This window comes from Coleofasciculus sp. H7-1 (genome assembly GCF_057473865.1).
Window position 1 is genome coordinate 1 of the sequence record NZ_JBYCCT010000036.1, and the last position, 13,552, is coordinate 13,552.

General features: G+C 42.2%; 14 protein-coding genes and 1 tRNA gene. 9 read left to right on the plus strand and 6 right to left on the minus strand.

Annotated elements, in window-relative coordinates:
* The first annotated feature begins 456 nt into the window (after window positions 1–456).
* The 3 genes from AC2VDX_RS10160 to AC2VDX_RS10170 all read left to right on the plus strand — a co-directional run bounded on the left by AC2VDX_RS10160 (window position 457) and on the right by AC2VDX_RS10170 (window position 4,433).
* Window positions 457–3,387: a dynamin family protein gene (locus AC2VDX_RS10160; protein WP_378178275.1), complete on the plus strand. Its 2,931-nt coding sequence runs from the start codon at window positions 457–459 to the stop codon at window positions 3,385–3,387.
* An 89-nt stretch (window positions 3,388–3,476) separates the two neighbouring features.
* Window positions 3,477–3,722, plus strand: coding sequence for an HNH endonuclease (locus AC2VDX_RS10165; protein WP_378178278.1), 246 nt, complete (start codon window positions 3,477–3,479; stop codon window positions 3,720–3,722).
* A 12-nt stretch (window positions 3,723–3,734) separates the two neighbouring features.
* Window positions 3,735–4,433 carry a hypothetical protein gene (locus AC2VDX_RS10170; RefSeq protein ID WP_378178281.1) on the plus strand — a complete coding sequence of 233 codons (699 nt, stop codon included), beginning with the start codon at window positions 3,735–3,737 and terminating at the stop codon, window positions 4,431–4,433.
* A gap of 381 nt (window positions 4,434–4,814) precedes the next feature.
* Here AC2VDX_RS10170 and AC2VDX_RS10175 read toward each other — a convergent pair whose 3' ends face one another.
* The 6 genes from AC2VDX_RS10175 to AC2VDX_RS10200 form a co-directional block, all read right to left on the minus strand.
* Entirely contained in the window at window positions 4,815–5,420 is a 606-nt protein-coding gene (locus AC2VDX_RS10175) for a Uma2 family endonuclease (protein ID WP_378178284.1), read from the minus strand.
* Window positions 5,421–5,537: 117 nt separating this feature from the next.
* Window positions 5,538–5,732, minus strand: a complete 195-nt coding sequence (locus AC2VDX_RS10180; RefSeq protein ID WP_486928150.1) for a hypothetical protein — start codon at window positions 5,730–5,732, stop codon at window positions 5,538–5,540.
* Between the two features lie 64 nt (window positions 5,733–5,796).
* Window positions 5,797–6,087 (minus strand): hypothetical protein, encoded by a 291-nt coding sequence (locus tag AC2VDX_RS10185; RefSeq protein ID WP_486928151.1) that lies wholly within the window; start codon window positions 6,085–6,087, stop codon window positions 5,797–5,799.
* A 3-nt stretch (window positions 6,088–6,090) separates the two neighbouring features.
* Window positions 6,091–6,172 (minus strand) — tRNA-Leu (locus AC2VDX_RS10190).
* 89 nt (window positions 6,173–6,261) lie between these two features.
* Entirely contained in the window at window positions 6,262–7,044 is a 783-nt protein-coding gene (locus tag AC2VDX_RS10195) for an SDR family oxidoreductase (RefSeq protein WP_378178293.1), read from the minus strand.
* Window positions 7,045–7,314: 270 nt separating this feature from the next.
* Window positions 7,315–7,599 carry a DUF427 domain-containing protein gene (locus AC2VDX_RS10200; RefSeq protein WP_378178296.1) on the minus strand — a complete coding sequence of 95 codons (285 nt, stop codon included), beginning with the start codon at window positions 7,597–7,599 and terminating at the stop codon, window positions 7,315–7,317.
* Window positions 7,600–7,797: 198 nt separating this feature from the next.
* On the opposite strand from AC2VDX_RS10200, the gene recQ reads away from it, so the two are divergent.
* The 6 genes from recQ (at window position 7,798) to AC2VDX_RS10230 (ending at window position 13,192) form a co-directional block, all read left to right on the plus strand.
* On the plus strand, window positions 7,798–9,951 hold the full coding sequence (gene recQ, locus AC2VDX_RS10205) for a DNA helicase RecQ (RefSeq protein ID WP_378178299.1): 2,154 nt from the start codon (window positions 7,798–7,800) through the stop codon (window positions 9,949–9,951).
* A 525-nt stretch (window positions 9,952–10,476) separates the two neighbouring features.
* Window positions 10,477–11,289, plus strand: a complete 813-nt coding sequence (locus AC2VDX_RS10210) for a hypothetical protein (RefSeq protein WP_378178302.1) — start codon at window positions 10,477–10,479, stop codon at window positions 11,287–11,289.
* Between the two features lie 143 nt (window positions 11,290–11,432).
* Window positions 11,433–11,600 (plus strand): hypothetical protein, encoded by a 168-nt coding sequence (locus AC2VDX_RS10215; RefSeq protein WP_378178305.1) that lies wholly within the window; start codon window positions 11,433–11,435, stop codon window positions 11,598–11,600.
* A 334-nt stretch (window positions 11,601–11,934) separates the two neighbouring features.
* The gene (locus AC2VDX_RS10220; RefSeq protein WP_378178308.1) at window positions 11,935–12,453 is read left to right on the plus strand and encodes a hypothetical protein; all 519 of its coding nucleotides are present in this window, start codon (window positions 11,935–11,937) and stop codon (window positions 12,451–12,453) included.
* A 282-nt stretch (window positions 12,454–12,735) separates the two neighbouring features.
* A complete protein-coding gene (locus AC2VDX_RS10225; RefSeq protein WP_190441495.1) occupies window positions 12,736–12,957 on the plus strand; it encodes a hypothetical protein in 222 nt (73 codons plus the stop codon).
* The gene (locus AC2VDX_RS10230; RefSeq protein ID WP_378178311.1) at window positions 12,935–13,192 is read left to right on the plus strand and encodes a type II toxin-antitoxin system RelE family toxin; all 258 of its coding nucleotides are present in this window, start codon (window positions 12,935–12,937) and stop codon (window positions 13,190–13,192) included. Before AC2VDX_RS10225 ends, AC2VDX_RS10230 begins: the two co-directional genes overlap by 23 nt.
* Window positions 13,193–13,552 lie beyond the last annotated feature (360 nt).

Genomic DNA, 13,552 nt, shown 5'->3' on the forward strand with positions numbered 1-13,552 from the left:
ATCAATTGAAGAGCTAGAGTATGTATTACATAAGCTTTTAAATGAAGGAGAGTTGATTATCAAATGGGAACGAAAGCTCAAAAACAAGGGCAATGCTCTTATCACAGTTTAAATGCATAACAGCTTAAGTTATCAAAAATCGCTTCTAAACACAAGGCTGGATATAGGGAGTGAGGCCTTATGTTATAAAAATGATATAGCTGACCAACCGCGTAGTCAAACCACCGTACAAGTCCTGCCCTCCCAAATATCTAAATTAGGCGCGTTTTAGCTTATTTGGCATCAAACAATGTAAATGTGAATACACGGGCTGTTTCTGTCAACAGAGCGTAAAGGCATCAAGCCGAGATAAAGTAGTGCAAAATTAGCCTTTAATCCTTATTTGGCAATAGTTTCAACTGCTAATTTGCGGTGAGTGTCAGCATAATTGTCTAAAAACTGGAGTGTTTTTTTCACATGATCCCAAAACCACATCAATCTGAAAATTTAGCAGCCGATGTAAATCGTCTGTTGCGGCTGTTGGACAAGGAGCCATCTTTGAAAGGTCAGCACAACATCGCCGCAATTAAAACTTCCCGTGATAAGGCAATTGATCCCAGATTCGAGATTGTCTTTGCGGGGACATACAGTGCTGGTAAGTCGATGCTGATCAATGCTTTGCTAGGGCAAGATTTGCTTTACAGCAGTACAGGTCATGCTACTGGCATCGAATGCTACATAGAGTATGCCAAGTCGTTAGAGGAAGAAGGAGTTGATCTTACTTTTCTTAGCGTTTTAGAAGTACAAGAAGAGGTCAATGACAGATCTAAAACTCTGGAACTAAAGTCAGTTGACATTACTCAAGAGGGGGCAATTGAAAAGTTAAGGCAACAATGTAAAAAAATCACTGGAGAGCATAAGGGCTCTGGCAAAACCGAGAAGGAAGACGAAGCAGATGGACTGCTAGCATTACTGGATGGATTTGAGGCTAACCACAAATCCATCGACTCAGCGAAAAATAACACTTATAAGATGGGCGAGTTAGGTCTTTCCAAGAAGGATGCACATGATTATGCTCGTCGTGGCACAAACAGTGCTGTTCTCAAGCGCATTAAATACTACTGCAATTACCCCCTGTTGGAGGATGGTAACGTCTTAGTTGACTTGCCAGGAATCGATGCCCCAGTGTTAAGAGATGCACAATTAACCTATAGCAAGGTTAAAGAGACTAATACCTCTGCTGTCATCTGTGTGATGAAGGCTGATCAAGAAGGGGAGATAGAGACAGCAGAAAAGAAACTAATAGAAGCAATACGGGAAAACTCAGGAATTGGCGAGCGCGTCTTTTACGTCTTTAACCGCATCGACAAAACTTGGCGTGACCCCAAACTGAAACAAGAACTGGACGATCTCATTAGCGAAGACTTCAGTAATACGCGAAGGGAAATTTATGAAACTAGCGCATTGCTGGGTTTCTGGGCTAGTCAACTCAAAAAGACAAGTGAAAGTGAGCGCTGGGGACTAGATAGTATATTTAAAGCCGAAACCAGTAAAGGCTCAGATGGGGTTGAAGGAACCCCTTCATTTGTCTTGGAGTTCCTTGATTATTGTGATTCCGATAAACTACCAGTTGATAAATTTACTGATATTGTACGGCGTAAAACTCAAACTAAAAATGAGCAATATTTGGAGATTATTAATCGTTATAAAACCAGTATAATCGAGCAGTTACTTCAGGATAGCGGTATTCAAGAATTTAGTAATGCTATCACCCGCTATCTAACCGAAGAAAAGCGACCAGAACTATTTGCTAACCTAGCTAGTGATATTAGCGAACTCTGTAACAGCTTGTATGAATCTTACTTAGAAGAGCGCCATCAGTGGAAAAATAAACCTGCAAATATTGCAGAAATAACTGAACAGGATTTGGCACAGATCGCGAAAGAAGTATGGGAGATTGGCGAAGTCTTTTACCGAAAAATAGAAGAAGAAATTCAACTATTAGTAATGGATACCTGCGAAGATTTTAAGCAAGATTTCAACAATCTTCACCAGAAGATGCAAGATAATCTCACCGAGTTGATAAAAAACTTTTCTATATTAGGTGCCTTCGCCAACACCTGCCACAATCATCATCAGGTTACAGCACCATTAGTAGCAGTTTTGGGACAAGCTTTCTATGACATTGCTAAGGGATTAGAGAATGTTCTAGTTCAGGAATCAGAAATTTTGATTGCTAGTTTTTTCCAACGCTTGATTAAGAAAGTACGCAAGCAAAAATACCACCGTCAGCTTTGTAATTTGTTGTTAGGTGATGATTGTGGAATTGTCCAAGAGCTACAGGATATAGAAATAAAAATTATCGAGGGAGTAAAGGTTTTGGCGAGTGCAGAATGTGTATTTTATATCATCGAAAGCCCAGATCTTTATGATTACGAAGATAGCGTTTGGCTCTATCAATTCCGGGAAACTTTGCAAGAAGCATCTAATAGTCGAGATGTCAAACGCATGGTGGAAGCAGAAGAACCTATACGTCAACTGCTGGAAATTGATTTTCAAGCTAAATTTAAACAAACAATAGAAGTAAATTTTGGTTCAAAAATAATCAAAATGCTGAATAAATCTCTGTTATCAATGGCTGAAAATAAACGGCAATTGATTTGGCAGCAGTCCGCTCGCGCTCGCGCCAACAAACGGCAAGCAATAAAAAAAGAGGCTCAAGCGAAAATCGACGAGCGTAACCAGAAGTTGAGAGAAGTAGAGGTAAAGATTGCCGACTATAACCAAGCTGTTGCAGGTATCAATAGCTACCTAGAGGCTATGAAATTAGACGACTACAAGCTGCCTACAATACCTGAAGACAATTCTAGTGCTACGCTATCTTCCATTAACGTAAATTCTGTAGAGTCAAATAACATCCCACCAGAATCTACTTCCAGTTTTGACTCAGAAAATGATTCAAGTGCGATACAAACTTATACAGAGATAAATCTTGTAGAGTTAGATGATAGCCCGGAATCTATAGCGAGTCCCGATCCGCTAGTTCGACCGACTTACTCGCCTGCTCAATCCGAAAGTTCCAAAAAATTAGAGAGAGGACAACTTGTGGAGGGTAGAGTGACTAAAGTCACGCCAGATGTTGTAGTCCTTGATTTGGCTGGTACAGTTGGGTTGCTCCACATAAGTAATGTTAGCTGCGGCTTTGTTGAATCTCTCCCGGATCTATTTGAGGAATATCAGCTAATCAAGGCAATGATTGTTACACAAGATGACGGTAAGGGTCGGATTTCTTTGTCTACTAAGGTTTTGGAAAATTCTAAGGGGGAGATTCTAGACAATATGAAGCAGGTGATGACTAATGCAGAGGCTCGTGTTCCTAAAGCCGTTAAAAAACTGCCTAAGTCATAAGCATTTGTGTAGGGGGGTATTGCCAATATGCCTTCACATGACGAGCCTGGAAGTGTCTGATTTTATAATCTATCCCATAAATGTCTTTGATGAGAAAAACTCCACGTATTTTAATTCCACCAAAAGTAAGAAAACTTGTTTTTGAGCGCGATGTAAATTGTTGCAAAAGCTGCGGAAAGACTGACCAAGAGACTAATCTTACGATCGATCACATCATTCCCTTAGCCCTTGGAGGCTCAAATGACATCAGCAATCTGCAAACGCTTTGCTTCGATTGCAATAGACGAAAAAAAGACCGCCTTGACCCCCGCTTCAAGCGTCGGTTCAGCAAATGAAAAAGAAAAAGTATGCCTGACACAACTCCTAATTATTCGCCTGCTATTTTGGGTACAAGCATAGCTATTTTATGGTTGATTCATACAGGATTATCAATTGGGTTTAGCAAACAATATGATAGTTATTTATCAAGAATTATCAATTTTTTCAATAAAAAACCGATAATATTACCTTCGCTAATAGTATTAATATCTCCATTTATATTGACTCGTCTTGCGCTGCCTGAGTATGAACTAACTGGAGCGTTCAGACACGTTTTATCGATATTGACTTTTGTTCTAGGTGTAGTGATTACCAGGGAAAAAGAAAAATCCGCTTCTAGAAGAAGAGATAAGATGTTAGTAACCTCTCTTTTGGTCGAGTCGTTAGAGAATCTGGGGACGTTGAATAAAAATAAAACAAAAATTCAGGAAAAACCGGAGTCTAAATTATCATTTTTAAAGACAAAAAAAGTAGAATCTATAGTTAATCTTATAGCTGAAACAAAAGAAGTAAACTTAATTAACTTGGCAGCAATAATTTTTAGAACCCAGCCCTATGTTAGGCGTATGAAACTTCTCAACTCTAAAATCAAAAAATACAATAGCAAACTCTCTGAAAAATTGGCTAACTCTTCAGAAGAGTCCCAAAAATTATTACTTCATATTTCTGAAGTCTCAGAAGAAATATCCAAAGTCACAAAGGATTTAAGAAGCTTTTTGACTAATTAACGACATAAATTTTAGGTTTGAGTAAAGAAGGCTTTAAGGTTTTAATTTTTGCTGTAGTTGTTGATGAATTTGATCTAAGCACACCGGAATCACAAACTCACCTTTATCGAAAGATGCGATCTGAGATCGCCTATTCCAGATCACCTCTTACCACTTAAGCGCATTTTCCCCAGCCCTTCAATCTTGCTTCTAACCGCTGGTGAATCACATCTAACCATACAGGCACAACAGGCAAACCCTCTTGCCAAAGCGCGATCGCTGCTTAAAATTGTCCGGAGCATTGTCATAAGGAGAGTTAATAATAAGTTGAGCGATGGTTTTTGATGACATATTCTACTGTTTTGATTTGCTTAACGCTTACCAGATTAGCCATATATTTATTTACTCGCCATTAAAAATTTGCTGTGCGGTCAAATTCAACTCTGGAAATACCGCCGACTCAATTCTGTCATCTCCCCGAAACAGCCTAATCTGATACTCATCATCTACCAATTGACAAACCGACAAAGTAGGCTGTTTAGGAGAACCAATATAACGGCTACCTCCCAAACCCAGATAATCGACAATCCAGTATTCAGAAATCCCTAATGCTTCATAATCGCTCATCTTGTGTGCATAATCATCGCGCCAATTTGTGCTGACAACTTCAATCGCGAGAGGAATAGATGAGCCTTGAGTAATTGTTGAGGATTTTGCCCATAAAGGCTCTAGCGCTAAAGCATCACGATTAACGGCTAAAACATCAGGCAAATAACCCGTTTCTTGTTCTGGAGATTTAACGAGGGCATTCTTGGGGAATCGATAGGGAAGTTGCAGCCGCCGAGTTTCTAGGATTAGTTCTGCCTGCAAAAATTCAACAACTTCTTCGTGTTTTCCTGTTGTCTGCATCTCAACAATAACTCCGTTATGCAATTCATAGCGTCCGTTTTCTGGCTTCCACTCCAGAAAGTCATCGAAAGTCATTAACTTAGATATCGCTTGAATCATAGGAAAACCTCCAAAGCTATAATATCAATTTTATTCTGAGTTAGTAGGGTGCCTCAGATTTTTAAGTTAATTATCTAACTAATAGATTAATTGTCTGACGCACCCTACAGCTATTATTCATGGCTGCAACGGGATAATTTTCAAACTTTCAATCCCTCGATCGTCTACAATTTTGACAGCAACACGCTGATAATCGCCCATTTCAAAAGGCAACGAAACAGTCCCTTGATAAGATTCGATTAAATCTTCGTCAATTTCAGCTTTGAGATTGCGGGCTAGGCGCGACCAAGCATCTTTTTCTCCTGCCAACACCAGAATTACAGGCTGACCTTGAGCTAAGGAAGCGATCGCCTCTTCCAGATCAAAGCTTACCTACTTAAGCGCATTTTCCCCACAGCTTCAACTGTGTTTCTAATCGCTGGTGAATCACATCCAACCATACAGGCACAACAGGCAAACCCTCTTGCCAAAGCGCGATCGCCCTTTGCATATCAAACTCAACCAAATCAAAAGATTGATTAACGGGACTGCCGCATAACATCCACCGCATTCTTTGGGATGGGTTAAAAAACTCCGAGTCCTTATCCTTGAGAGTTTTCTTTGTTATCGCGGACAAATAATGTGGCAATCGACAGCCTCGGTTAGTTACGGAGTTATCAATTGTCACTCATGCGGATGAAAGGACTTGAACCTTCACTTCTTGCGAAACTAGAACCTAAATCTAGCGCGTCTACCAATTCCGCCACATCCGCTTACTGGCGTTTACTATCATAGCAGAAACTATCGCCACTACCAGCATTTCTCTAAGGTTAAATTCCCGATTGATTAAAATGCCTCTGTTTTAACCCACCAGCAGCGACTGGGCACCATCAATCCAGATTTCGGTGCCGCTGATGTGGCTAGAATTATCTGAGGCTAGAAACAATACCAACTGGGCAACTTGCTCAGAGGAGCCGGGTTTACCGTCAGTTAGCGGTATTTTTCCTGCCGGATATTCCACGGGTTCACGAGCCTCCTCTAAGGCTCGCCGTTCGGTGTTTTCGTCAATTTTTGTTTCTATTGCGCCCGGACAAATCACATTGACGCGGATGCCGTGTTTGGCTAGTTCTAGCGCCACCATTTTTGTGAATGCGACTTGGGCGGCTTTAGTGCAAGAATAGGCAGTTGCGCCGGTATTGCTGAACATCCGCGTGCCATTAACGGAGGAGGTGATAATGACAGATCCACCTTGTTTTTTGAGATAAGGCACGGCATATTTAACGGTGAGGAACGTGCCTTTCAGATTGACTTTAATCGTTTTGTCCCATTCTTCTGGCTCTAGCTGTTCTATAGGTGCCCAGACGCCGTTAATTCCAGCATTTGCAAATACAATGTCGAGGCGTCCCCATTGATTGGTTACTTGTTGCACAGCTTGTTGCATCTCCTCTGGTTCGGAGATATCGGCGAGTACCGACATGGCTTCTCCACCGGCTTGTTGGATTTGGGCAACGACTTTGTTAAGTTCGTCTTCAGTTCGCCCTAAAGCTGCAATTTTCGCGCCTTCTTTTGCCAGCAGCACTGCTGCTGCTTTGCCGATGCCCGAACCTGCACCTGTGATCAGTGCTACTTTGTCTGTTAGTTGCATCGCCCCTCCTCTGCTTTAACGTGCCTAAACAGATGGTTGAGCAAACAGGGGGACATCACATCCCTCTTGTGGGAGACGTAGTAGTAATGAATCGTGGGTAATAGCCTTTTTCTGCTTCAGTTGCAAACAATCGGCTAACCGCTGCACCCGCAAGGGAATGAATTCCTTTAGCGAAAGTCCACGCTTAGGGGACTAAACAATTACTTTGAGTCCTCTTGAGAGGACTTTAACTGTTAGCCTGGGATTTGAATCCCAGGCGGGTGAGAAGGCTTATGCTTCGACTTTGACGCCTTTCCAGAAGGCGATGTATCCTTCGATGTTCTTGGCGGCGTCCTTGGCTTGGGGATAGTACCAAGCCGCATCTTTGTTGACTTGCCCATCGACTTCGATGCTGTAGTAACTGGCTTTGCCTTTCCAAGGGCAGCTGGTGTGGGTGTCGCTATCTTTGAAATATTGCTGCTTGATAGCGTCAGCGGGGAAGTAGTGGTTGCCTTCCACGACTTCGGTGCGATCGCTTTCTGCTAAAACTGTACCATTCCAGATTGCTTTCGGCATGGGTTAATTTACTAATAGACTTTCCAAGTATCATTATGATTCGTAAAGCAGGCTCTCGTTAGCGCTACCAATTTAGGGCAGCAGTTTTCGATGCCCACACCATCCTGAAACTCCCTTGCGGAGAATTCGGAATTTCTTAATTCATCCTTCATCCTGCGCTGACACGCCGCTTTGCTAACATCCTTCATCCTTCGGAAGATGCCCCAGTTTCATTCTCTCGAACAGGCACTCAAACATTTTTTTGGCTACGACAGCTTTCGCCTAGGGCAACGTCAGATTATTGAAGAAGCGCTACAAAACCAGGATTTGCTGGTTGTTATGCCTACAGGTGGGGGAAAATCTTTGTGCTTTCAGCTACCAGCACTACTAAAATCCGGGTTAACTGTGGTAGTGTCGCCGTTGATTGCCCTGATGCAAGATCAAGTGGAAGCGTTGCGGGATAACGGCATTGGCGCGACGTTTCTCAATAGTAGTCTCAGTTGGGGACAAGTGCGATCGCGCGAACAAGATATCCTCAATCGTCGCATCAAACTACTCTACGTTGCCCCAGAAAGACTCTTGGGAGAAAAATTTCTGCCGTTTTTGGATTTGGTGCAACATCAAATTGGAATTCACTCCATTGCGATTGATGAAGCGCACTGCGTTTCTGAGTGGGGACACGATTTTCGCCCAGAATATCGGCAACTGCGACAATTGCGCCAACGCTATCCGAATGTTCCCTTTTTAGCACTCACCGCCACCGCTACCGATCGCGTCCGTCAAGATATTATCCAACAGCTAGCGCTCAGGCAACCTAGTATTCACATTGCTAGTTTTAACCGCCCCAATCTTTACTACGAAGTTCAGCCAAAAGAGAAACAAGCTTACTCCCAACTCTTAAAGCAAATCCGCACTACTGAAGGTTCTGGGATTATTTATTGCCTCAGTCGTCGCCGCGTAGATGAAATTGCCTTTCGATTACAAAAGGATGGCATTTCAGTGCTACCTTATCACGCAGGGCTAGATGATGAAGAACGGACTTCCAATCAAACTCGCTTTATTCGAGATGACGTGCGAGTGATGGTAGCAACGGTTGCCTTTGGCATGGGGATTAATAAGCCAGATGTGCGCTTTGTGATTCATTACGACTTGCCGCGCAATTTAGAAAGTTATTATCAAGAAGCCGGAAGGGCAGGAAGAGATGGAGAACCTGCGCGTTGTACTGTCTTTTTTGGCTACGGCGATTTGAAGACTATTGAGTATATTATCGACCAAAAAACCGACCCGCAAGAACAAAGAATTGCCCGTCAGCAATTGCGACAAGTAATTGATTATGCGGAAGGTACAGACTGTCGCCGCACAATCCAATTGGGTTATTTTGGCGAACGTTTTGCGGGGAATTGTGGCAACTGCGACAACTGCCGTTTTCCTAAACCTGTGCAAGATTGGACAATTGAAGCGCAGAAATTTCTTTCTTGTGTCGCCAGATGCAAAGAAAGATACGGGATGAATTACATTATCGATGTGCTGCGCGGCTCAAAAAATCAGAAGATTTATCAGAATGGACATCAGGAACTTTCTACCTACGGCATCGGCACTGATAAAAGTGTAGAGGATTGGAAGATGTTAGGGCGATCGCTTTTGCATCAAGGACTTGTCGATCAAACCACTGACGGTTATTCTGTCTTGAAGCTCAACGCTTTAAGCTGGGAAATCTTGCGGCGTCAGCGTGAGGTGCAGATTGCTGTTCCCATTGTTACAGCAATTGATGAATCACCGCAAATGGCAGTAGAAGTGGAAATGCTCTATGAACAATTGCGCCAGCTTCGCAAACAACTCGCTGATGAGCAATCCGTGCCTCCCTACGTCGTCTTTGCCGATTCTACCCTAAAGCTGATGGCTCAGATGCAACCTCAAAGCTTAACTGAATTTGGCAAACTTTCCGGTGTTGGAGATTATAAATTAGCTCAATACGGTGAGCGATTTGTTGCTGAAATCCAAACTTATTGTCAAGAACAAGGGTTTTCTAAGTCTACTTCTGTTGCGTCAATTCCTCAAAAAAACCACCCTACATACACCCAGTTAACTACGCTGGATTTGTATATGCAAGGTTTGAGCATTGAAGAAATTGCTCTAAAACGTAACCTGCGGATAGGCACTATCTTAGATCATCTAGCGGAACTGATTTCGATGAATCAGCCTGTGGATTTAAACTCATTAGTACCTCTAGAACGTCAGGAACCGATTTTAAAAGCTATTCAAGCTGTGGGTGCTACTTCACTCTCGAAGATTCGAGATTTTCTGGGGGAAATCTATACGTTTGATGAGATTCGACTGGTGCGGGGACTGTGGAAACGAGAAAATAAAGGTTGATTTGATTTTTCAACGCAAAGGTAGGAAGTAGGGGCGGATTTAAAAACCGCCCTTACTTCGTATGCGTTCTCTCGTTACCAGTTTCAGCCTGGGAATAAGATGCCAAGATGACTGCATCAGCCGTCTGATGGTCAAGTAGCGGTTAAACAAGGCGATGCAATCGTTGAGGGTCTAAAATTTGTGCTTGAACGCTTTAGCTGAAGGAGTCAGGAGGCTTCGCCAACCTTTTAAACGGCAACGGCAGGAGCTTTCTGACTCATCTAGTCTTAGAACCAATGATATTGCCTGAATCCTCAAGGATGGATGTGAAGTTAAGCTTAGAGGATGTCTGAAAAGTTATTGTTGACACGCTTACCCACTGACGCTCCCCCTCGCATCCCCCGATAAATTGGGGGACTTTGAGCGGCTCGGTTCCCCCCTTTTTCAGCTCTGCTGGGGGTATCGGACACTCTGGGGTACTTCGAGAGATATCCTCTTAAGCGACTCAATGACAGATTTCGCAAGCTAGTTAGGAGAAGTTAGCAGATGACCCATCACGTCAATCAGCTTGACGAAACTATCCCCCAAACGCTCAACGGATATGACCCTAACGTGTTTCCAGCATTTCATGAAACGCTGCAAACTCACTTTCCAGGGGCAGTACCTATGAGCAAGTACATGAGAAAGACTTTCCAAAGCTTGAGCGCCTACGGTTTTTGTGACGAAAACACGATGGGAATGATAGCAATTTGTCGGGATGAAATTGCCGAACCCCTCTTCATTGAAGTAATTCGATACTGGGGTAAAACTTTTAATTGTTGCAGCTTAGCCGGGTTTGTCATGATGGGGAAAACTGGGTTAGCCGCTGCGACTGACCATACCCCTATCGTTGATGGTCTCCGTCGTTTTACCTTCTATGCGATGCCCCATATCGCTATTTCTAGACATGGTGAGATTGGGAAGGTCTATCGAGATGGCGTTCAAAAAGTTTCCCATGCCTGTGGAGCATTAGAAACAGTCGTTAAAGAATTGGCATCTGGTCATCTAAAACTAGAAATGGATATGCAGGATATTGAACAAACAATTATCCGGCAGAAAATTCTTTCAGCCCTTACCTATGGCGACAAACCCGATTTGATAGAAGTTACAAAATTGGCATCTAAAATTATTTCCAACGATGTCGAAACACTCTTAAACACTCTGGATCGCGCTGTGTTTAACTACGCCGTCATGACCGGAATTCAAATTCATGGGCCTCTAGGCACCCATTGGATTTATCCACAAGATTTTTATGTCGTTGGCTCTAACTTTCCTGGGGGGAAGGAACAGATAGAAGCATTTCAGCAGATGCAAAATTAAAAAGGTAATAACAATGCGATCGCCAGAACGGAAGGGCGACTGTCACACTCTAAAACCGTCCAGTTCTTCGATCGCATGAAGCAAGAAAAGCGCTTTTTCAGCGACGTTTGGGGTGTGGCACTAAACTACAAGCAAGCAAACAGGTGCAAAAAGACAACTACTCCAAAGCCAAAGGATGGCGCGATGGGGTACATCAGTCGGCTAATGACCAAGTCTCGGTTAAAGAGGCGATGCCGCCATTTAGCGTCTGTGGTTTGGGATTTCAGGTATCAACTGAAGAATTCAGGAGGCAGAACCCAAAAGCCTCCTGAATCCTAAATTTTGTCATAACAGTCAGTTTTATGCTACATTATGTAATATATATGTATAAAGGGCGAGCGCGCTTTTCATTCTTAGCTAGGAAAGCTTTTTAGACCTTTAAAGACCATGTCATCACGAGTTCGGATTTCAACCAGTATCTTTAGCAACGCTTACCTCGCTGTAGCGTGGAAGTCACGAAATGAATTAACAGATTACGAAAGGCGGGGGTTTGCCCAGTTTTTTTACCTAACAATCTGTGGTCATATTGAGAGCCTCCTGTCCTCAATCATAAAGGTACGAATTCACTCAATACGTTATATGCTGCGATGGGAATCACTACCTCCAATGCGGTTTAATGATGGAGGTCAAATTCATCATTGTGAGCTTAAGCCTGTTATCGAATCTCTCTTACAGATTGTATCGTTCGTTGCAAATGATACCGAGAATGCACCTATAAATAAACTTGTTGAGTTGTATAGCAAGGTGTTTTCACAAAGCTTGAAAGAAATAACTGGAAAAGATTTATACGATGATTTAAATGCACTAGCATCGCTACGTAATCTATTTGCTCATGGTCGCGATTTGTTCATTGAGTTTGATGACCCCTTTGCAAACAAAGCAACTCTTGATAAGAATCCATTGCAAAAACCAGCTCAACGACTATACCAAGCAGGGATAATCAAAGATTTCAAGATTACTGGTCGGAATTATCATGAATTTCAAGCATTATTTTATAGTGACGATATACTATTATATTTTTATCGTTCCGTTCAAAAAATAGAAAATATACTGATAGAATCTATTGCATTTATTCCTGAAAAATCAATGATTTATATGCCAAGCTTAGTAGATTTAGAGGCATAAAAATAGGCTGCACTAGATAACTGTTTAAAGCATTAATTATGTATATAATTAAACTAATTTAGTTTGTAAATATTTGCTAAGTCAGAAAGTAAAATTATGCTATACAGTGGCTAAGAAATACCCTTTTAACCAAATAGGGATGTAGCGAAAAACATCACGAATTGAGCGATCGCATTCTTTCACTAACCTCTATTTAGATGCGATGGCTTCTCATAGCTAGTGGAGTATCAGTGGGGCGATCGCATAATAATATAAAGGTATTTCCAAATCAGATTTTTCTCTATGACTACTTTGTTAGAAATCGAAGCAGCAATCAAACAACTTCCAGAAGGTGATGTTCGTAAATTAGCAACATGGCTTCAAACCTATTTGGATGAAAAGTGGGATCGGCAAATCGAAGAAGATTTGATATCAGGCAAATTGAATAGCCTCATTGCTAAAGCAGAAGCAGACATTGCAGCAAATAACGTGAGGGATCTTGATGAAATCCTTCACAACACCTGAGTTTTGGAAAGCCTATGCAGCGCTGTCTTTAGAAATGAAACAGCAAGCTCAAAAAGCCTATCAACTTTGGAAAGAGAATCCATCGCATCCATCCTTACACTTCAAGAAAGTGGGCAAGAATCTCTGGTCGGCTCGGATTACCGATGGCTACCGAGCATTAGCTTTAAAAAAGGGTGACGATTATTACTGGTTCTGGATTGGCTCTCATCAGGACTATGATGCTTTGCTGAATTGAGTAGCGCGATCGCAATCAACATCAACATAACGAGAAACCGTTGGTTGAGATTACGCTATTCAACGTTTTTTACCAAACAGGTGTACAGCGAGAAATACCACGGATTGAGCTGAGCGCATTCTTTCACTAACCTAACCTGTATTTAGATGCGATCGCACATTCGGGACTTTAAAAAAATTTTATGGGTGTGGCTCTTTCAATTTTTCTTGGCCGCACGGATTCCCATTATCTAACGGGACTTAAACAGATTTCAAGCCCAAATAAAGCCCAAAGCAGCTTGATAAGCAACGAATACGTCGTGATTGTGGTGCAACCACTCCACGAAACGGAAAGACATCGCTGTCCGAAACGCTGATAAGG